General features: G+C 56.4%; 27 protein-coding genes and 1 tRNA gene. 11 read left to right on the top strand and 17 right to left on the bottom strand.

The annotated features are described in order from the left end of the window. Positions 1-27: 27 nt before the first annotated feature. The 8 genes from PSQ19_RS17535 to PSQ19_RS17500 all read left to right on the top strand — a co-directional run bounded on the left by PSQ19_RS17535 (position 28) and on the right by PSQ19_RS17500 (position 5,256). Complete coding sequence (locus PSQ19_RS17535; protein ID WP_282218796.1) at positions 28-507, top strand: hypothetical protein; 480 nt, start codon at positions 28-30, stop codon at positions 505-507. After that, entirely contained in the window at positions 504-1,652 is a 1,149-nt protein-coding gene (locus PSQ19_RS17530; protein WP_282218795.1) for a relaxase/mobilization nuclease domain-containing protein, read from the top strand. Before PSQ19_RS17535 ends, PSQ19_RS17530 begins: the two co-directional genes overlap by 4 nt. A gap of 153 nt (positions 1,653-1,805) precedes the next feature. Then, positions 1,806-2,315: a hypothetical protein gene (locus PSQ19_RS17525; protein ID WP_282218794.1), complete on the top strand. Its 510-nt coding sequence runs from the start codon at positions 1,806-1,808 to the stop codon at positions 2,313-2,315. Between the two features lie 15 nt (positions 2,316-2,330). After that, positions 2,331-2,543: a hypothetical protein gene (locus PSQ19_RS17520; RefSeq protein WP_282218793.1), complete on the top strand. Its 213-nt coding sequence runs from the start codon at positions 2,331-2,333 to the stop codon at positions 2,541-2,543. Continuing rightward, positions 2,540-2,890, top strand: a complete 351-nt coding sequence (locus PSQ19_RS17515) for a hypothetical protein (protein WP_282218792.1) — start codon at positions 2,540-2,542, stop codon at positions 2,888-2,890. Before PSQ19_RS17520 ends, PSQ19_RS17515 begins: the two co-directional genes overlap by 4 nt. Before the next feature lie 50 nt (positions 2,891-2,940). Continuing rightward, complete coding sequence (locus PSQ19_RS17510; protein ID WP_282220737.1) at positions 2,941-3,978, top strand: TraM recognition domain-containing protein; 1,038 nt, start codon at positions 2,941-2,943, stop codon at positions 3,976-3,978. Positions 3,979-4,085: 107 nt separating this feature from the next. Beyond that, entirely contained in the window at positions 4,086-4,676 is a 591-nt protein-coding gene (locus PSQ19_RS17505; protein ID WP_282218791.1) for a hypothetical protein, read from the top strand. Continuing rightward, positions 4,669-5,256 (top strand): Kiwa anti-phage protein KwaB-like domain-containing protein, encoded by a 588-nt coding sequence (locus PSQ19_RS17500; protein WP_282218790.1) that lies wholly within the window; start codon positions 4,669-4,671, stop codon positions 5,254-5,256. The genes PSQ19_RS17505 and PSQ19_RS17500 overlap by 8 nt, the downstream gene beginning before the upstream one ends. Before the next feature lie 405 nt (positions 5,257-5,661). Here PSQ19_RS17500 and PSQ19_RS20060 read toward each other — a convergent pair whose 3' ends face one another. From PSQ19_RS20060 to PSQ19_RS17455, 11 genes are all read right to left on the bottom strand, one after another. After that, the gene (locus PSQ19_RS20060) at positions 5,662-5,838 is read right to left on the bottom strand and encodes a hypothetical protein (RefSeq protein WP_407649028.1); all 177 of its coding nucleotides are present in this window, start codon (positions 5,836-5,838) and stop codon (positions 5,662-5,664) included. Positions 5,839-5,869: 31 nt separating this feature from the next. Further along, positions 5,870-6,448 carry a hypothetical protein gene (locus PSQ19_RS17495; RefSeq protein WP_282218789.1) on the bottom strand — a complete coding sequence of 193 codons (579 nt, stop codon included), beginning with the start codon at positions 6,446-6,448 and terminating at the stop codon, positions 5,870-5,872. 32 nt (positions 6,449-6,480) lie between these two features. Beyond that, entirely contained in the window at positions 6,481-7,011 is a 531-nt protein-coding gene (locus PSQ19_RS17490; protein WP_282218788.1) for a hypothetical protein, read from the bottom strand. Between the two features lie 288 nt (positions 7,012-7,299). Beyond that, on the bottom strand, positions 7,300-7,866 hold the full coding sequence (locus PSQ19_RS17485; protein WP_282218787.1) for a hypothetical protein: 567 nt from the start codon (positions 7,864-7,866) through the stop codon (positions 7,300-7,302). 520 nt (positions 7,867-8,386) lie between these two features. Continuing rightward, complete coding sequence (locus tag PSQ19_RS17480) at positions 8,387-9,424, bottom strand: ParB N-terminal domain-containing protein (RefSeq protein WP_282218786.1); 1,038 nt, start codon at positions 9,422-9,424, stop codon at positions 8,387-8,389. Then, positions 9,381-9,725: a hypothetical protein gene (locus tag PSQ19_RS17475; protein ID WP_282218785.1), complete on the bottom strand. Its 345-nt coding sequence runs from the start codon at positions 9,723-9,725 to the stop codon at positions 9,381-9,383. Before PSQ19_RS17475 ends, PSQ19_RS17480 begins: the two co-directional genes overlap by 44 nt. A gap of 11 nt (positions 9,726-9,736) precedes the next feature. Then, positions 9,737-10,198: a hypothetical protein gene (locus PSQ19_RS17470; protein WP_282218784.1), complete on the bottom strand. Its 462-nt coding sequence runs from the start codon at positions 10,196-10,198 to the stop codon at positions 9,737-9,739. A gap of 21 nt (positions 10,199-10,219) precedes the next feature. Further along, a complete protein-coding gene (locus PSQ19_RS17465) occupies positions 10,220-11,080 on the bottom strand; it encodes a DNA-methyltransferase (RefSeq protein WP_282218783.1) in 861 nt (286 codons plus the stop codon). 461 nt (positions 11,081-11,541) lie between these two features. Beyond that, positions 11,542-11,673, bottom strand: coding sequence for a YetF domain-containing protein (locus tag PSQ19_RS19560; protein WP_328517689.1), 132 nt, complete (start codon positions 11,671-11,673; stop codon positions 11,542-11,544). Beyond that, entirely contained in the window at positions 11,627-12,025 is a 399-nt protein-coding gene (locus tag PSQ19_RS17460; protein ID WP_328517688.1) for a DUF421 domain-containing protein, read from the bottom strand. The genes PSQ19_RS19560 and PSQ19_RS17460 overlap by 47 nt, the downstream gene beginning before the upstream one ends. 8 nt (positions 12,026-12,033) lie before the next feature. Continuing rightward, on the bottom strand, positions 12,034-12,507 hold the full coding sequence (locus tag PSQ19_RS17455) for a DUF305 domain-containing protein (RefSeq protein WP_282218782.1): 474 nt from the start codon (positions 12,505-12,507) through the stop codon (positions 12,034-12,036). Positions 12,508-12,592: 85 nt separating this feature from the next. Between PSQ19_RS17455 and PSQ19_RS17450 the strand changes: the two genes are divergently transcribed. After that, entirely contained in the window at positions 12,593-12,886 is a 294-nt protein-coding gene (locus PSQ19_RS17450; protein ID WP_282218781.1) for a hypothetical protein, read from the top strand. Between the two features lie 29 nt (positions 12,887-12,915). On the opposite strand, the gene PSQ19_RS17445 is transcribed toward PSQ19_RS17450, so the two are convergent. After that, entirely contained in the window at positions 12,916-13,752 is an 837-nt protein-coding gene (locus PSQ19_RS17445) for a hypothetical protein (RefSeq protein WP_282218780.1), read from the bottom strand. Between the two features lie 59 nt (positions 13,753-13,811). Between PSQ19_RS17445 and PSQ19_RS17440 the strand changes: the two genes are divergently transcribed. Both PSQ19_RS17440 and PSQ19_RS17435 read left to right on the top strand, forming a co-directional pair. Next, positions 13,812-14,132 (top strand): hypothetical protein, encoded by a 321-nt coding sequence (locus PSQ19_RS17440; protein WP_282218779.1) that lies wholly within the window; start codon positions 13,812-13,814, stop codon positions 14,130-14,132. Continuing rightward, positions 14,129-15,313: a recombinase family protein gene (locus PSQ19_RS17435; RefSeq protein ID WP_282218778.1), complete on the top strand. Its 1,185-nt coding sequence runs from the start codon at positions 14,129-14,131 to the stop codon at positions 15,311-15,313. Before PSQ19_RS17440 ends, PSQ19_RS17435 begins: the two co-directional genes overlap by 4 nt. Before the next feature lie 329 nt (positions 15,314-15,642). On the opposite strand, the gene PSQ19_RS17430 is transcribed toward PSQ19_RS17435, so the two are convergent. The 5 genes from PSQ19_RS17430 to hisD all read right to left on the bottom strand — a co-directional run bounded on the left by PSQ19_RS17430 (position 15,643) and on the right by hisD (position 19,107). Next, positions 15,643-15,719, bottom strand: a tRNA-Phe gene (locus tag PSQ19_RS17430). 131 nt (positions 15,720-15,850) lie between these two features. Continuing rightward, positions 15,851-16,060 (bottom strand): DNA gyrase inhibitor YacG, encoded by a 210-nt coding sequence (gene yacG, locus PSQ19_RS17425; RefSeq protein WP_282218777.1) that lies wholly within the window; start codon positions 16,058-16,060, stop codon positions 15,851-15,853. 3 nt (positions 16,061-16,063) lie between these two features. Next, positions 16,064-16,702, bottom strand: coding sequence for a Maf family nucleotide pyrophosphatase (locus tag PSQ19_RS17420; RefSeq protein ID WP_282218776.1), 639 nt, complete (start codon positions 16,700-16,702; stop codon positions 16,064-16,066). A 146-nt stretch (positions 16,703-16,848) separates the two neighbouring features. Next, positions 16,849-17,808 (bottom strand): UPF0262 family protein, encoded by a 960-nt coding sequence (locus tag PSQ19_RS19555; RefSeq protein WP_328517687.1) that lies wholly within the window; start codon positions 17,806-17,808, stop codon positions 16,849-16,851. A 6-nt stretch (positions 17,809-17,814) separates the two neighbouring features. Then, on the bottom strand, positions 17,815-19,107 hold the full coding sequence (hisD, locus tag PSQ19_RS17405; RefSeq protein WP_282218775.1) for a histidinol dehydrogenase: 1,293 nt from the start codon (positions 19,105-19,107) through the stop codon (positions 17,815-17,817). Between the last annotated feature and the right edge of the window lie 10 nt (positions 19,108-19,117).

Here is a 19,117-nt window from a genome sequence, read left to right as displayed (position 1 = left end):
CGCCGCCCTCTTTGTGAGGTGCGGGTCATGTCCAAGCTCACACCAAAATTCAACGCCGCGCGCAACGTGGTGGCAGACGCCCTCGCATCTCAAGCTGCGATAACTCCCGCCGTCGTGCCACCTGAGGCAATCGAAAAGCCCAAACGTCCGGCGCCATTTTCCATACGCCTGAGCGATGCTGACCGCGCCCGCTTAGCTGTTGAGGCTGCGGGCGCTCCGCTGGGGCAATACATCAAAGCCAAACTTCTCGGCTCGGTGGTCGTGGAGCGCAAGCGCCGGAAGGGCCTATCCATACAGGACAGGGAGGCGCTTGCGCAGGCACTGGCGCTGCTGGGTCGCTCTCACCTTTCCAGCAATCTGGCCCAGATTGCCCATGCCGTGAATATCGGCGTGTTGCCGATCACCCCTGAAACCGAAGCCGAACTGCTCGCCGCCCTCCAGGATGTGCGCCTGATGCGCCGCCTGCTGTTCAGCGCGCTCGGATACCGCTCGGAGGATCAGCCATGATCCTCAAAGCCTCACAGCGCGGCGGCGGCCAGGACCTGGCCGTCCACCTCATGCGCATGGATGACAATGAGCACGTAAAGCTGCACGAGCTGCGGGGCTTTGCGTCCGACAATCTCAAAGGTGCGTTCAAGGAAGCCGAAGCCATCAGCCAAGGCACAAAGTGCCAGCAATATCTCTTCTCGCTCTCCCTAAGTCCGCCTGAAGACGCCCGTGTATCCGTCGAAGAGTTCGAGAACACGATTGGCCGCATCGAAGATCGGCTGGGCCTCAAGGATCAGCCGCGCGCCATCGTCTTCCACGAAAAAGAAGGCCGCCGCCATGCGCATTGCGTGTGGAGCCGCATCGATGCGGAGACCATGACCGCCAAGCAAATGAGCTTTTACAAAACAAAGCTCATGAGCGTATCACGCGATCTCTATCTTGAGCACGGCTGGAAAATGCCGCGCGGCCTGGAGAATGCAGCCGAGCGCAATCCTACCAACTTCACACTCGCTGAATGGCAGCAAGCCAAACGCCAGGGCATGGAGCCGCGCTGGCTTAAGAGCGCCTTGCAGGATTGCTGGAAGCGCTCTGACAATCAGGCGTCTTTCGAGGGCGCTTTGCAGGATCGCGGCTTCTTTCTCGCCAAGGGTGACAAGCGCGGCTTTGTTATCCTCGACCATCAGGGCGAAGTCTATTCGCTCCCCAAGATGCTCGACCTCAAAACCAAAGAGGTTCGGGATCGCCTCGGCGATGGCGACAAGCTCAAGTCCGTGGATGAAACCAAGGCTGTCATTGGCGAGCGCATGACGCCTGCCATACGGCGGCATGTCGATGAATCGCGGCAAGAGTTCCAGCGCCGTGCGACCCTGCTTGCCCAGAAGAAAGCCGAAATGACGGACGCGCACCGCAAGGCGCGCGCCGATGCCGAAGGCAGGCAAGCCGTCCAGTGGGAAGCCGAAACTAAAGAGCGCGCCGCGCGCCTGCCAACGGGCTTGCGCGGTCTCTGGCACCGCATCACCGGACAATATCAGGAGGTGCGACGCTCCAACGAGCCTGGAAGCCAAAGACACGGCGCTCCGGCACAGCCAGGAACGCCAGCAGCTCATCGATGCCCAGCGCGACGAGCGCGCCGTCCTGCAATCCGACTTCAAGCAACTCCGTAGCGCTCAAGCAAAGCAGCTCTTGGAGCCTGCGCGAAGATGTCGGGCGCTACCTCAAATTCACGCGAGTCAAAGACCAGTCGCAGGGTCTAGCGCGTGATGTGTCCCTCGGCCTGCGGCTCGAACGATAATCCCTTCCATTTCGGAGATACGATCATGTCGTCCAACAACAATGATACGTCCACTGCTGGCGCTGGCCTTGCCATCATCGTGGCGGGCTTTGCCTTCTTTGCTCTCTTCCTGTTTGCCGTCGCCGCGTTCATCACCTTCGTTCTGTCGCTCCTTTGTGTGGTCGCCTGCTTCAAACCACTGCGGATCGGTAAGTGGGAGTTGACCACCGAGGAAGCCAGTTGGTTTCTTCTGCGCGGCACAATCGGCATGTGGCTGGTGCCTGCATTCATCTACTTCTGTGATGTGGCCTTCAGCCTCGGCGTCGTCTGGTCCTACCTGCCGCACATGTTCCTGTTTGGATATGTGGCTGGGTCTTTAGGCTGGGAAGTGCTTACAGCGGATTCCAAGGCCGAGCAGGCAGAGGCGGAAGTCCTACCTCCTGCTCAGCAGATCACTCATCAAGCCAGCCGCTCCCAAGTCTCGCCCTGGCAAAGCCAGGAGCCGGAAACCTTCGGCTATGCAAGCTGGGACGATGAAGAGGAATTCCGCAAATGAGCCTTCGGCAAGCTCATGGAGATGTATCAGTTCTTCTGGATGTTCGAATCCCATGCGCAGCAGCGCCTGTCATGGCAGGACGCAGAAGAAATGCGCATCGCCAGGATACGGGCGGAGGCGCAAGCCTCTGCCCAGCTCCACGCCATGCTGGACGCCAACCCCAGCGGATCGCTGGGGTCTTCGCGTCTCAATGACGAAGACATTCTCATTCGCTCGGGGCTGCTATGAACGCGCTCACCACGACCTATCGGCATATCCGGCGCGGCATTGAACTGGGTTTTTATCGCGGCCAACCGCTTATCTATGACGGGACCGAACCCGTCGCGATCGATGCCCAGGCAGGCAAAGGAAAATTCACGCGCTTTCTCGGCGTCAATATTATCTCGCCGCGAACCGCGCACCTGACAAAAATCCTGACCGACCCGAAAGATGCGGAGCCTGGCCTGGTCAACCTGGAAGACGCTGGAGCGCCAAGGCTACCGCGTTCTGTTCATCAATCCTGGCCGTCTGTACGGCTACCCTTCCGAAACCTACAACTTCAACACGCGGCTCTTAGAAGTGACGGCGAGGCCTGAGCCTGCGCACGGTTGTCGGTGAAGCCGCCTATGACGCGGCAAGCTACTTGGTGCCTGTTGATCCGAACCCCGCTCATCGCTGGATCGGCCAAGGCACGCGCACGGCCTTCGCTCTCTACAATGAGATTACCGCGCTGTTTCCTTCTGAGCGCTGGTCTTGCTCGCCTGGTGGCTTGTGGGATTTTTTCGGGCGAAGCCGTGAAGAAATCTATGATGACCTGATGGTCTGGGCCAGTGATAGGCGGATGCAGAACCAGTCCGGCATGTGCAGGCAGATTGCCAGCCTCACGGAATCCCGCGACCAGTGGAATGCTTATGGCTCGGTGATCGTGGAACGGCTGCGGGGTTTTCAGCCTGGATCAGCAGCAAGGGAAGCAACGGACCGCAATTCGTTCGATCCGGCTGACATGAAGCATGAGCGCACGGCGCTCTTCATTATTGGCTCGGCGCGAAGCGAAACCAGCCGCGCCTTTGTCGGTGCAATGACGGCGGCTGTCATTGAGCGCTTCGCCGATGCGCATGGGCCTTTGCGCGCCCTTGTCGTCGGCGAAGAATGGGGACAGCTCTATGTCTCGAACTTCCATGAAATCCTGACCCTGTACCGCCAGGGCGGGATCAACTTTCTGGGCGTGTTCCAGAACGCTGCCGCTCAGATTGAAAGCCGGTATGGCAAGGAAACCGCACGCATCTGGAAGAAGGCAGTGGCTCACACGCTTTATCGGGGATTGCCAGATACCGACACGCTCAAAGACATCGAGCATCGGTCTGGCAAAACCTCGGTCATGGTGCGCGGCTTCAACGTCAACATGAACCAGGTCAACGGCTCAGGTGACAATCTCTCGGAGCAATCAAGGCCGTTGCTTCAAGTGGAGGACATTCGCGCAGCTACGGGCGGAGAGTCCGCCCTGCTAGAGTCACGTGACCACGGGTTTTTCACGGTGGATGTGCCGAACTTTTGGGATCGTCTAGAGCTTTCGGGCATGCTGCGTGATGTGAGAAGGATGCCAGAAAGACATGCCGCAATAAGTCATGGCCCAAAACAGTTTCCGGAAGGAAGTAATAGACAACTCCCCCGTCAAACGCGTTAATTCCCCAAAAACATCAATCAAGAGCATATATTTACTTTGAAAGGCTGTGCCAAGAATCGCTCGGACATCAATAGTGCTGGAAATTTCTAGTTCGGTGTAATATTAATGTGGCTATGAAAAATGCAAGGGCCGCAGAGGGCCTCGAGTTAACACGCTTCATTTTAGTATGGTCGAGCCTTAGCCCGGTTTTCGTTCTATGGGCTATTCGCGGCGTCGATGCAATCGAGGACGCGTATTGGATACCGATCTGCGTGTTACTTTTCCTGCTGCCGACCTTGATCCTATGGTTTATATTGCGCCAAGCGCGCAAGGCAGAAAACACAAAGACAATCCATATTTCGTCGGCAAAAGATCAGCGGGAACACTTGCTTACGTACTTGTTTGCAATGCTCATTCCGTTGTTTGATGCGAACACGGATGATATGCGCGATCTGACTGCGGTTTCACTGGCCTTCATCTTCGTCATGTTCCTCTTCTGGCACATGCGACTGCACTACATGAACCTCTTCTTCGCGATGTGGGGATATAGAATATTCACGGTAGAGGCGAAGATCGGGACAATTGAGAAGGACCGGACCCGCGACCGTTTCGTCACGTACGCGGTGATCTCCCGCAGGCACTTCATTCCAGACGACGATGCTCTCACCGGGTACCGACTCGGTGGACGTGTCCTATTCGATAAGGCCACAGATGATTGAGAACGACGTTGATATCGGCAACATAGCATCCGTTAATTTCGGCATTGCCCTGCGGAGCAACGGCAACCTTTATTTCGTGCCGACTGACGCGGGGCTAAAAGACGCCTTGAAAGAAATGATCGCTGGCACCGTCGCCGCGCTCAATGCTGCCCAAGGCGATTGGCAGGCCTATGACATATCAGAAGATTATGGGCGGCGGCGTCGCGTCTACTGCAGTCGTGACAACGAGTATATGGCCGTCTTTTCGACCCTATTTGATGCAGGCTCACTCGACGATCTGACGAACCTGCCGGATCACGTGCATGATATAGAGTATTACTTCACCGAAATCACCGACAATCAGAACCGCAGAATGGTTGGCGTGAGAAAGGCGACACAGTTCAAGGGAACCGTGAAGGCGAAAAACCGACTGGTGCGCATGACGAATGACACGCTGTCGATCATCGAAGATACCGTCTTCAAGCTCGATAACGAATTCGATGTGCTCGTCACGGACGCAAACGTTTACATTTTAAACGATACTCAAATGCAGCAGGCTCGCGGATATTACATCTCGTGTGGCGGCAACAGCCACAGATAAGATTCAGGCTATCGAAAACACGATCACCTTCCTCGATCTATCGCGGATAAAAGAGAAGATCGAGAAGCATCCAAGGGTCGCGCGATATGCGGCCTCGATCGCGCAAAACCCATTGATCGGGAACTTCCAACGAGCGAAAATAGAACAGGCTCGCAGGGCAGCATGGGATTGTCTTCAAGGAGCTTGAAACTGGCAAGCTTCAATGCCGCGTTCAGGACGAGGCGAAGCTCATGGAACTGCTGGACGCGCGGCGCTATCATTTGGACCTGGCAGATAATGGCGGCGATCCATATCGGGCGACAGGCAGACAGAAGGTCTAGCTAGCCGCATCGTTCTACCCAATCGGATGAAGAGCATTACCCACGAGCCTGTGACAGTTCGGTTGAGTGCTGAATCGAACCTGCGTTAGAATTGAATCTCAAGTTCCGACCACCGGCCTTTTCCAGTGTCGTCGGGGATGTGATGGGCAATGTCAGCAACTGTCAAAATCGTTAGCTTTTCGGACGGCAACTGCCAAAGGTGGAAGATGTAGGCCTCGCCATATTTCACCGCTGAATCCCACTCGCCGCGCGTCAGGATCATTCGAGGTGGTGATCGCTGAGACGATTTAACTTCAATGAGTCTCATTTTTCGGACCGTACTCGGCAATATCGTAGGACTGGATGTCGTAACCAGCAGAATTATCGTCCAGGGCAACCCATTTGGGTTCTTCAGATATCCCTAATTCGGCAAGTCGAACGCGCTCGTAGTCAAGCGACAGCCGCTCACCGTGGCGGCCTTGCTTGTTCTTCTGTTCATCATCGGCCGTGCGCATCATGGACGCGAAGGCGTCCCACCATTCTACGACCTCTGCAGACGGATCGTGGACGAAAAGGCCTGCGGAACGGAATGTTTGCAGCTCGTCTTGCGTGAGAGCGGTTGCTAATCGCTGGCGACCGTAGGGAAAGAAGCGGCACCACCAAGGTCGGTTGGTCTCGATCAAGATTCCAAGACCTTCTCTCAACCCCGCTATTGGATCTGCGAAATCTACGTGGTCCACCAATTGTTCGTGAAGGCGCAGTGCACTAACGAAATCGGCTGCTGCGAGATCCGCGTCGGACCTTTGCAGCGAGATGGCTGCCTCTTCCACCGGAGTATCGGGATAGTCATTTAGATAACGGCGCAAACCAATGAGAGCGACAAAGGCACTCATTCGAAGTTCTGGGATGACGCTAGGCGTGGAACTCACTCAGTGTCCTCGTCTGAGAAATCGACTCGTCCTTCCAGAACTTCGATCAGATCGCGCACGTCATCTGGGCTGATGTCCCACGCGATAGGGTCTTCCGAGTTCTCCTCGTCATACGCGATCTCGTGCAGGTCGGGATCGTCGAGCAATATTTGGAGAGCGCGAAGCTTCTGTCGCAGACGATGGCTGACGGAGTGGTCGATGCAGCCCAGCCCCAGCGGAGCCAAGGTCCGATAGATATAGATATTCGTCTCTACGCCTGGCGCGAGGCCGAGCCGATGGATGCGGTCGATTGACTGGAGATAATGGGTCGTGACGTAGCTGCGGTCGAGGTAGAGCGCGTCGTGACATATCTTGTGAAGGCTGATCCCTTCACCGGCTGCTGCCGGGTTCGCGATCATGACCATACAGGAGGGGTCTTCGTGGAAGCGGCGAATACGCCCCTCCCTCGTTGTCGGATCGGTGGGCTCGCCGCTTGGAATTGCGCCATACAGACTGACCGGATTTAGGTCGGCGAGCATCAGCTCCATCTGCGTGATCGTATCGGTGAAGATCGTCCAGATGACAGACTTGCGGCCCTCTTTCGCAAGGCTCGCGCGCGTGATCCGCGACGGCCCGCATCTTTGTGGACGGCCCCTCGGCGATGACCTGCTCTAAGACGCCGGAGTCTAATCTCAAGGCGTCGTCGGCAATTGATCGAAGAGCCAGCACGGGGTTTGCCGATAGCTGGAGAAGCCTCATGACCGACCGACGGGCGGCCGGAGCGTCGAACCGCCCGTCGAGTCCAAGCGTACTGACCTGTCTCAGGAATTCGTTTTTCACGATTCCATAAAGAGCCATCTGGCCGTCTGCCATTGGCACTGACCGGAAGTGACGATGTGGTTTAGGGAGACCGAGGTCTTGCTTGGTCGTGCGAACATAAAGTTCGCCAAGAACCTGTCTTGGGGGATCGCCACGGCTGATCTGCAAGCCGAGGCCTGCGCCAGGCCATAGGAAGTCGAGCCTGTGACTGGATATCCGAAGGCTGTTGGGGCATCGGCGTCCCCGTCAGTATATCGCGACGGATAGGAAGCGGCGCGATGTTGAGGAGAAGCGAACCGCGCTGCGAGCCAAAGCCCGCCTTCATGCGGTGAGCCTTCGTCAAGAACCAGGTGAACCTTATTTTGAGACGCGAAAGTCGTCAGGATATCGGCGTTTTGAATCATCAGATCGTAGCTGATGACGAACCGCGTACCGCCTGATGTTAGCGCTTTCTGCAACGCATCACCGGAGGTCGTTAGAATGGTGAACGGCTCGGCGTTGCCATCGGGTGCGTTGGAATTGACGCACTCCGTGACAACTTCCCGCCAGGCTGGGAAAGACGCCTTTGGCCCGATCACCAGCAAAATCTGTCCGGGCTTTTTCGTCAGAATGTTTAGCGCCAGCGTGACGGTCGTTTTGCCCGCACCCGGAACCGAGAAATTGGCCCCGTTTTCCAGGGACAGAAGACGTTGAAGGTCGCGGAGCCTGAAACGGCTTTAGCTTCCGCTCGAAACCGACCGCTTCCAAACGCTGCTCGATCTCTTCGATAGAGACCGAGAGTTTGAGCGAGCCCTTAGACTGCTGGACCTGCTTAAACTGCTGAACAAACGCGGCGATGCGCTCTTTCGCTTCGTCGTCTCGCGGGCTGAACCGGAAGTCTAACACCTTCTGCTGGCTCGCGAACTGTCCGATCACAGTCAGCACCCCGGCCCAGGTCAGGCTCTATCGTGCCGGGCCCGAACTGGTAGTCGAGGCCGAGGTTGAGGACGGTCTGTTGAAGACGCTCCCATATAGACGTGGAGGGAGTGCCCTCCAGCGCGAAACGGCCCGAGAAGCGCGCCGGAATGTATGTCACGCCGATTGCGACGGGTGGCGCTGTCACAGTCAGCTTCCAATCGACGGCTTGCTTTTACCGTCCTTGATTTCCTGAAGCTTGCTCTTCAGGGCCGTGGCGCGATGGACGATCTCGTCGAGTTGTTTTTCGATTCCGACGTGGGTGTTGGTGTCTGCGGTGCTTAGGTCGATTTCTGTCAGACGCGTGTTGGCGTCTTGCGCAGCTCGCAGAGCAGCCTTTCCAACTTTGCTTTGAGCCCCCGAATCCAAAACCGTCTGGCAGACGGCTTTGAGTTCATCGAAAACCTCGTCGCGGCGCTGCGGATTGTCGAACAGGGCGAGAAGTGGAGCGTAGTCGTTTGCGACCTGCTCACCTCCGAGATCGATTTCCATCTCGTCGTCTGCAACGCCTTCGACTTCTTCGACCTGCTCTTCTTCGATATCCAAACGCTCTGCGAGTTGCGCGAGGACGTGTTCGGCCTTCTCGCCAAGAACCTTGTTGAAGTTGTAAATTCGGCCGCCAAGGCTATCCCGATTGTCGAAGAGGAGCCACGCCATGCGCAGATTGGCTTCCAGTAGCGGCCCCTCTTTGCCTTTGAGGCGGGGTACAAGATCGCTGAAAAATTGCTCTCCGCCCTTCTCGACGAGGCGGTAATCGTTGGGAGCTCCGCACCAGTCGCGAAGATAAATCTCCGCGTAGTTTAGGGCGCTTAGCGACTTCCTGATGTCGCCAACGGACTTGCGCCGCATGTCCGCGATATCGGTTTCCTTCTTGGACTTCTTTTCAAGCTGGCGTCGGATTTTCAGCGTCTCGTTAATCCAGCTATAGGGCAGCTTGGTCTCGGGCCGCTCTTGGAGACGCGTTTCAATGTCGTCGATCTGCTCCTCAGTCAGAGGCGGCAGAACCATGCATTCCACTTCGGCAAAGGTCGGAAACTCCGCTTTGCGTTCGCCATAGAGCTCGCGCATTGCAGTGAGGCGGCGGTTACCGTTCACGACAACGCCCGATTGCGTAATCATGATCGGCTCAGTTTGTTTGGTGCGTTCAAGGCTCTTCGATAATGGGCTTAACGGATCCAGCGGTGGCATTCGCAAAACCACGAAGGATGTTGTGCTGCGCCTGTTGAGCCTCTTCGTTGTCCTGACCAGCCTCAAAATAATTCGCCGGACATTTCGTCTCGGCGATGTGCGCGAGTTGCTCGGTCTGAGTGCGCGCGTTCGCCATACGATAGACGGGCAAATCGATAGGAAGGCGGATCACGGGCAGCATAGTCCGCTGTCCTTCGTAAACATCGAAAGTCGGCTGCTCTCCGCACACCGGCTTTGATGAGAGCGAGGCGATCAGGTCTTTTCGTTCGTGAACGGGTTTCACATTAACTTGGTATGGCACTCTTCCCCCTTTTATTCAAAGCCAACGACGAGAAGAGGGAGAGTGATAATCCGGTCGAACAATTGGACCTCGTTCCACACCCTTTCCACGCTCGCGACGTTTGATGCGATCAGAAGACCGGCCGCCTTGGTAGGCACTGCAAGTGCCGCCGCGCCGATCTTCCTTTGTTGAAATAGATACTGGAGTTTCATCAGATCGTAGATGGCCCTGCTGATGTTTCCAGTCTGAATCTGGAAAGCGAGGTCTCGATGACGACCGGTGACGGTAAGGTCGAAATTGGGATCTATCCTAACTTGATTAGACCAGCCCCCAGAGGACAATTCGTTTGAAATATGCGCCCGGATTTTGCCCGTGCAGCCAGCACCTATAGTGATGCTAGGGGCTTCGAAGAGGTCCGTGAGCCAATCGCTGAGTTCGCGCCTTTCCCACTCTGCCTGGCCGTTATGTAGCGAGTAAGCACCTGCGAATTTCATTCTTCGTCCTTGAAGGGTGGCTCATAAATTGGTTTGTTCATCGGACGCACGCGTAGGCTCGCCATTGCGATAGTCTTCGATCCGCTCTTCAGCAATATCGATATAATCCTGAACTACGTCACAACCGTACGCATGACGGCCATTTTTGATCGCTGCAATAGCGGACGAGCCGACGCCTAAATAGGGGTCGAGAACGGAGTCGCCTTTGTTAGTAAGCGACAGCACGAGTCTCTCAACCAAACCCACTGGGAACTGGCAGGGGTGGTCTAGCTTCTCGACATGGTTAGATTTTACGTTGGGGATATCCCAAACGTCCGATGGGTTCTTACCCAATGGGTTGCCTGATATCTTTCCCTTATTTGGTCCCTTGAAATGTTTCTTGTCGGGGTACTTTGATGGGACGCGGATCGGGTCGAGATTGAACGTGTAGTCGTCTGACTTTGTGAACCAAAGAATTGTTTCATGCCGCCCGGACAGCCGTTTCTGGCAATGCAGTCCATGACCGAAGGTCCATACGATGCGGTTGCGCAACTTGAGACCGTGATTTTTGAAAAGAGGGTACAGCAAGATGTCGAGGGGGAAGATTTCTCCATCATCAATGCCATTTCCGACCTGCCAGCAGATTGACCCGCTCGGGCTCAACAAACGCACCGCCTCTGCAATGGTCGCCGCCTGCTGCTCAATGTAAATGTCGTTCGACGTTCTTTTCTCGTATTCCTTACCAATATTGTAAGGTGGAGAAGTAACAATCAAGTTCATGCTGCCGCTTTTCAGCTTGCGCATGAAGGAAAGATTATCTTCGCACTCAATCATAGCCTGGGGCTCACCGCGACGCGGAAACTGGATAACCTTTGATTGTGCGCTTTGCTTATGTATGGTCATGATTACTTATACTAAATAAGAGGTGCCTTAGTAAACGAGTATATAGCTTTACGGCACAAAGATCCAGCCCGGCCATTATTTTCCATAGGTGTAGGCCTGTCGTGCTCGCCAGCCAGCACAAACGACCACGTCATCCCACGCGACTCAGACTTGAAAGCTAGCAGAGCCTTAGTGGCGCGATTGGCAGGCACAAGGTCTAAGCAAGCAGTTTGAGCTAGTCCGGCCGCACCCTCGAATAGCAGGGTGCAGGGAGGGCGAAGTCTCCCGCGAGTGTCAATCGGCGATACGATTGAATGGATTCAGAATGGGCTCAATGCCCTGGAGAATCCACGGCCTGGGGGATGCAACGGGGGTGCGCAGCGGCCCCCTTGCCAAGATTGCGGTACTACACCGCACATCTTGCACTCTCTCTAACTGCCTATTTTTTACGATCTATCGACGTTCGCCTGAACCGCTCCATCTCAGCGGCGCAAACTCACGCTAATAGTGCCATCGCTTTCCAGAATGAGGAATTCCACATCCTCAACACTCTTGCCACCGTTCGACCTAATAGCGCTGATTGCCTCGTCCCTGGTGATCCGTTCTCGGTGCATGGCTTGGTCCAAAAGTTGACCATCCTTTGCCAGAAGAGCCTGGCTCAGACCTCACCAGCCCCGCAAAAGGTTTTGACCTGACAGAGATGAATGTAACCGCAAATTGCGCCGCGATCAGCAAGGCCAGGGCGACCGCGCCTTCGGCCAAGGCGACAGATTCCTGCAAAATGATCGCGGATAAGGTCGAGCCCAAGGCAACAGTCACGACAAGGTCGAAGGCGTTCAGTTTGGCGAGGGTTCGCTTGCCGGATATTCGCAGGAACAGGATGAGCGTCACATAAGCCAGAACGCCCACTATGAGCGTGCGGACAATCCCCTCCCAGTCCTGAAAAAACATCTCGCTCCAATCCATAATCACACCTACTGCTCGGCGCGCTCAGGTGCGGGCGTGCCGTTTTCCAGATCAGCGATGAGCGCTTTCATCTCAGCAATCTCTCGCACCTGCGCGGCGAGTATCTCATCTGCGAGTTCGCGGACGCGCGGGTCGCTGATATTTGCGCGCTCGCTGGTCATGATGGCGATGGAGTGGTGAGGTATCATGGCCTTCATATAGGCCACGTCATCAACCGTGGCCTGGCTGCGCACGAGCCAAAGGGACAACGCAAATACAAGGACGCTGCCGACCAGGATGGCAACATTCGCTGCTCTGTTCTTGTACATTTTGAGCATGAACAAAAGCATGATTGCGGCCATGGTGGCTCCCATGACGAGTGCCATCCACATGCGGGTCTGACTGAAAAACACATGATCGAGCGCGTATGTATTCAGATACATCAGCCCGAACATGACGAGGGTGGAAGTGGCGATCATCGCGCCAAAACGCATATAGCTCATCGATCTCTCCTTCTACTGCTTCGCTAGACCAACAGGTGGATGCTTGGCGAGTTCCGCTCCAAGCGCCAAAGCAAAAAAGGAGTGATTGGTCACGGAGCATGCCCTCATCTATTTTAAGGGCGTCATTCTGGCGAAGCAGGCACAAGACATGGATCACGAAGCAGAAGCGTTGCGGCTGGTTTTCATGGAGAAAATGTTGGAAACCGCCGTATCAAAAGCGGAAGTGCTACGCCGCTTAGAAAATGCCCCGCCTCATCATCTGGACCGCATCTATACGGCCCTGCATCAGGTGAGAAAGGTGCGGCGCAAACTCATCGCGTTCTACAGGAGGATGGAACCGCCCAAGGGGGAAGGCGATGAATTCGAGCCAGTCTCCTGAGCGTATTCGGTATTACCTGTAATACCTATTTAGCGTCGATACTTCTTTCTTATCGGCCAAGGTGGGCGCGGGTCTGGCTTGGAACGGCCCCTAGAGAAATCTCTGTCCGCTAGATTCAGAATTCGCCCCAATCCTTCCATTGCAAGCGACAAAGTGCGCTCGCCTCTGTACCAGAAGGCGCGGTCTCGGGCATCTTCCGTGAGTGGTCGATTGAGCGGACCACTGAGCTTGATTAATTGAACGATGTCGGCATGGTGCCTAGCATTGTGTTGCTCGGCGGTAAGGTGCGCTGGCTTGGCAAAGCGGAAGATCAGTTCTGCAATATGTTCGTGTTTGGTCGCGGGCGTCACGCCGCGCCGCAAACTCAAACCTCTCTTTACATAGCGATCATAGTTTGAGCGGTCCCAGTATGGTCCGTCATCCCTCTCGCCTTCTTCCATAAACGCTTCGTACCGCTCGCGGCTCTGATAGAGGCCAAGTTCGATCATTCGACGGCGGATAAGCGCATAGATATTCCGGACCGAAACGTAGCTGACGCTCATAGATTTGGCCGCATGTGCTGCGGGAACGTCATAGGCGTAAGCCTTGATGATCAGGCGCAGATGGTAGTCCGACAATTTGCCGGACGCGATTATCGGCGCTGCAGCGCGTTTTTTCTTTGGGGGTAGCAACCACTCCGGTAAATCCCTGAACCTACTGAGGGATTTGTAAGCGCAGGAGGTAAACGCTCGGTTTTCCTTTCCATATGACCATTGCGATTTTTCGTAAAAATGCGTGCCATCACCTCTGCCAGGGCTGAACAAGCAAGAATATGTCCGTAGGAATAAATTCTTGTATTTAGGATTTTGTTCTGGTATTGTTCTCATCTGCAATTTTGCAGGATTGAGAGCAATGGAGGCCAAAAGACCAGAAAGGACGGTGTGGCATGGATCGCTTAAACGCCAGTATGGAAGACGTTGCTGCGACGGAATGGATGGCAGGATATTTGAGCCACATCGCTCACCTCGACGTGCCGCTGTCCGCCAAGATTGAGATGATTGCCGCGATGCGCCAGATCATGGCCAGCTTCATAGACAGCGCCCACGGCGATGATCCGATCCAGCATGTGCATGAAATGCACGCGAGAGATGAAAAGCGGATTCCAGCCGTGGTATCTTCGGGCAACACACCCCCAGACATTAAAGCCAGCCTCTCCAGCGCGTTCGCTTCGCCTGCCAGTGGCAAGCGAAGGAAGGAGCGCCCATGACACATCTCAAACCCAACAAGGCGGTTATCTACTGCCGCGTATCGAGCGTGAAGCAGACGAAGGAAGGCGATGGTCTCGCCAGCCAGGAAACGCGCTGCCGTGAGTTTGCAGGCTATCGCGGCTACGACGTTGCGGAAGTCTTCCGTGACGACGTATCGGGCAGCTTGAAAGAGCGCCCTGGTATGCGCCTGATGCTCGCCTTCCTTAAAAAACAAAAGAAGGAGCCGCATATCGTCATCATCGACGACATATCGCGCCTTGCCAGAGGCGTCGAAGCGCATATCGAATTGCGCGCCGCCATCACACTGGCGGGCGGCATCCTGGAATCGCCATCCGTCGAATTCGGCGAAGACGCAGACAGCGAGCCTTCGCGAATATCTTTTAGCGACTGTCGCGCAGCACCAGCGCCGCAAGAATGCGGAGCAAACAAAGAACCGCATGCGCGCTCGCGCCATGAACGGATATTGGGTGGCGCGCCCCCCATCGGCTACCGCATGGAGCGGAAGCCTGGCCACGGAAAATTCCTTGTGCGGGATGAGCCGTTCGCGACCATCGTGGCCGATGCCTTGCAAGGCTATGCCTCTGGGCGCTTCGAGACCATCGTTGAAGTAAAGCGCTTCTTGGAAGCGCAGCCCGCGTGGCCGAAGGACAAGCACGGTGAAATCCATCAGGAGCGTATCAACGAGTTGTTTGCGCGCCCTGTGTACGCGGCGCACATGACACATGAGCAATGGGGTCTGCATCTCATTCCCGCGAAGCATGAGCCTCTGGTCTCGCTAGAGACCTGGATTGCCGTGCAAGAGCGTCATACAGGAATGGCGAAAGCTCCAGTGCGCAAAGATTTCCGCGAGGACTTCCCATTGCGCGGTTTTGTCACCTGCGGCGATTGCGGAGAGCCGCTGACAGCGTGTTGGTCGAAGGGGCGCAGTGCGTCCTATCGGTACTACCTTTGCGACACGCGCGGCTGCGCCATGGCGCGCAAGTCGGTCCGTGGTGAAGTGATTGAAGGCGACTTTGAAAAGCTGCTGGGCGCTCTTCGCCCAACGGAAGGCATGTTCAATCTGGCGTCTGTGATGTTCCAAGACCTATGGGACGCAAAGACCAAGGGCATGGAGGGGCAAACGGCTCACCTTCGCCAAGAGATTGTCGAGGTTGACCGCAAGGCTCGACCAACTGCTTGACCGTATCGCCGATGCAACCAGCGATTCCATGGTCCGCGCTTACGAGCGCAAGATCATCGAACTGGAAGCGCGGAAGGCGATGCTCGACGACAAAATGAGGAATTCCGGCAAGCCTGTCAGAGGTTTCCAGGAAACTTATCGAACCGCCTTCGATTTCCTCTCAAACCCCCAGAAACTATGGCATTCGCCCCGCATCGAAGATCGCCGGGCGGTGCTGAAACTGGTGTTTGCGGAGAAGCTCCCATACGTGCGCGGCGAGGGTTATCGAACCGCCAAAATATCCACACCATTCAAGATGTTAGGAGACCTAAATATGGCTGAAAAAGTAATGGTGCCCGGGACCGGAATCGAACCAGTGACACGCGGATTTTCAATCCGCTGCTCTACCAACTGAGCCTACCCGGGCGTGGGCGGGAAGAACCGGCCCTGCGAAACGCTTGGGCCTTATAGGAGATCGAATTTGTTGGTGCAAGCGGGAATGCGCAGTGTGGACAAGCAGATTACCGCAATAATTTCGATGGAGGATATTTTGAGGGCTTAGATGTTGTCGTCCTCATTGTAGCCAAGCGCGCCGTCCTCATCATCCTGGGTCGCTTCGTCGTCGCGGGCGGGGATAACATAGGCGCCGGTCAGCCAGCGATTGAGATCGACATCGGCGCAACGGGCCGAACAGAAGGGGTGAAACTCTGCAACGGACGGCTTCTTGCAGATCGGGCAGGGTTTGCTTTTTCCAAGACCTATGCTCACCGGCTAAACCCCTGTCAGGCTCGACTGATTGAGCCAGTTGAAATGGACCGGATAGCCATCGCCTGCCAGCAAGGCGGCAGTTTCGTGCAGGGGAAGACCAACAACGGCGCTATAGGAGCCAGTCATCTTGACGACAAAGGCGCCAGCAATGCCCTGAATGGCATATCCGCCTGCCTTGTCACGCCATTCGGCGCTGGCCAAATAGGCTTCCATCTCACGCGTCGATAAGCGCTTGAAACGGATCCGGGTTTCCACCAGCCGATGACGCTTCTGACCCGAGGGGGTAATGAGGGTCAGACCGGTGAAGACACGATGAGCACGACCCGACAACAGGTTGAGGCAACTGGATGCTTCTTCCATGGTTTCTGCCTTGGGCAGGATCCGCCGCCCGACGGCAACGACCGTATCGGCCGCCAGGACCAGCGCATTGGTGCCAAACCCGGCTTGCCGGGCCTTGTGCTGGGCGGTCCGCGCCTTGAGATCGGCCAAACGGGCGGCCAGCTTGCGTGGCAGTTCACCCTTTTCAGCTGTCTCATCAACATGTGCCGGCAACAAATGCTCGGGGTCGATGCCGATCTGGTTCAACAGGGCGAGGCGGCGAGGGGATGCTGAAGCCAGAATCAGTTCGGGGCGGCTAGCCATTAAATGCGCTCTCTGGTTGCAGGCGAAAATCTGGTTCTGAATAAATCATGCAGGCCCGTGTCACAAAGACTTTCTGACTTTTTGCCAATGGGAAGACCAGTCTATGGGCAAATGATGTCGCGGGCATAAGGTGGCCGTCCATTCGATCAGGTCGTCGAGGAGGATATGGCGACCAAGGCTTCCAGCCGCGCCCTTACGCGCTGCCTCAAATCATCACGCAGATGTCGATAGGCATCGAGCACAGTGGCGCGATTGCCTTCGACCAGCGAGGGGTCTTCAATATTCCAATGTTCGATGGCGCCGGTTTCAAGACCGCGTCGTTGCACCGCGTCGGGTGCATCGGGTGACAGGGTAATGACCAGATCAAAATGGTTGGCCACCAGTTCGGCCATGGTGTGGGGGGTGTGCACCGACATGTCGATACCGATTTCTTCCATGACTTCATGGACAAACCGGTCGGCCTTGCCGCCATTGACGCCGACCGAACGGGCAATGATGCGACCGGGAAACAATTGGCGTGCCAGGGCCGCCGCGATGGGCGAGCGCACCGAATTCATCGAGCAGACGAACAATACTGTGGGCAGTTCGCTTTTGCTTTCATCGATGCGCGCGGCATAGGGTTGGACGGCACAGATCAGGGTGAAGAGACGCCGGGCGGTATTGAGATCGATATGAAGCTTGTTGGTCAGGCGCGTGCGCAGCAGTTCGGCGGCGTCATTGTGCAGACCGCGCCGCGCCATATCGACGGTTTCAATCTGATAGGGCTGGGCGGATCGAATGGCTTCGTAATAGCTGTCGCGAATGCGGAAATAGTCCCTGATCAGGCGGCGGAACGGGGTCAGCGACAGATAGTGCGCGGCGATGGGGCGGAAATCGTGCGGATCGCGCACATCGAGCACGATGTAATTGCCAATGATCGAAAGATGCAGCGCATAGGGGCCGGTGGCTTCGACGCGGGCTGGCGCGAATTTATTGTCTTCGAGCAGATCGTAAATGGCGATGCGCCATTCATGCACCACATCGGGATCGATGGAGGTGATCGTGGACGGATCAAGCGTTACCGTGATCAGGCGGTCGGTTTCGGGCTGGAATATCGCCTCCCCCATACCCGATTACCGGTTAAGCCGGATCGAAATGGAGCGACCATGCCCGTCGAGTTGTTCGGCCTCGGCGATGGTCACCGCCGCGTCGGCAAGCGCCGCCAAGGAACCCGGATCGCAGCCCAACACAGAGGTGCGCTTGACGAAGTCGAGGACGCCGAGGCCTGAAGCAAAGCGGGCCGACCTCGCCGTGGGCAACACGTGATTGGAGCCCCCAACATAATCGCCAATGGCCTCGGGCGTGTGGTGCCCGAGAAAGATCGCGCCGGCATGGCGAATATCGCCCATCAGCGCCTTGGGATTTTCGACAGCAAGTTCGACATGTTCCGAGGCAATGCGATTGGCCAATTGCACCGCGACACCCAACGTTGGCACGGTGAGGATGGCGCCAAAATCTTCCCAGCCTTCGCGGGCAATTGACTGGCGCGGCAACAGGGCAATCTGGCGACCCATTTCGGCCATCACCGCGTCGGCCAGCGGTGGGTGAGTGGTAACCAGAATAGACTGAGCGCCGCCCCCATGCTCGGCCTGGGCGATGAGATCGGCGGCAACCCAGGCGGGATTGGCGGTGTGATCGGCAATGACCAGCACTTCGGAGGGACCGGCGATCATGTCGATACCGACAGTACCGAAAACCTGGCGCTTGGCCGCCGCGACAAAAGCGTTGCCGGGTCCAACAATCTTGTCAACGCGGGCGATGCAATTGGTGCCGAACGCAAGGGCGGCGATCGCCTGAGCCCCGCCAATGCGATAAATTTCACTGACCCCGGCTATCTGGGCGGCCGCCAGAATGGCAGGACTGATCTCGCCATTGGGCGTCGGCACTGCCATGGCAATGCGTTCGACCCCGGCTACTTTGGCAGGTATCGCATTCATCAGGACCGAGGATGGGTAAGAGGCAAGCCCGCCGGGCACATAGATGCCGACGGCCTCGATGGCGCTCCAGCGCGTGCCCAGAGTAACGCCCAGATCATCCTGATAGATATGATCGACCGGCTTTTGCTTTTCGTGGTGGGCGCGGATGCGGTCATGGGCAAACTGAAGTGCGTCGCGCACCTTCGGATCGGTCCTGGCAGCGGCCGTTTCTATTTGCTCGGGGGTGAAGCGGAGCGTATCGGGGCTGACACCGGCTGCATCGAACTTGTTGGTCAGTTCGGCCACCGCCTGATCACCGCGCGATTTAACATCGGCAATGATGGTTGTGACAATGTCGCCCACCTCCTGTGAGCTTTCGCGCTTGGACCCCAGAAGGGCAACAAACTGCTGCTCGAAATCAGGCTGGGTTGCGTTTAGGCGAATGGGCATGAAGTACCTT

It is taken from the genome of Devosia algicola (assembly GCF_028816455.1).
GTDB classification, from domain to species: Bacteria; Pseudomonadota; Alphaproteobacteria; order Rhizobiales; family Devosiaceae; genus Devosia; species Devosia algicola.
The sequence above is the reverse complement of the archived record's forward strand: the minus strand, read 5'-3'. Positions and strand labels throughout refer to the sequence as shown.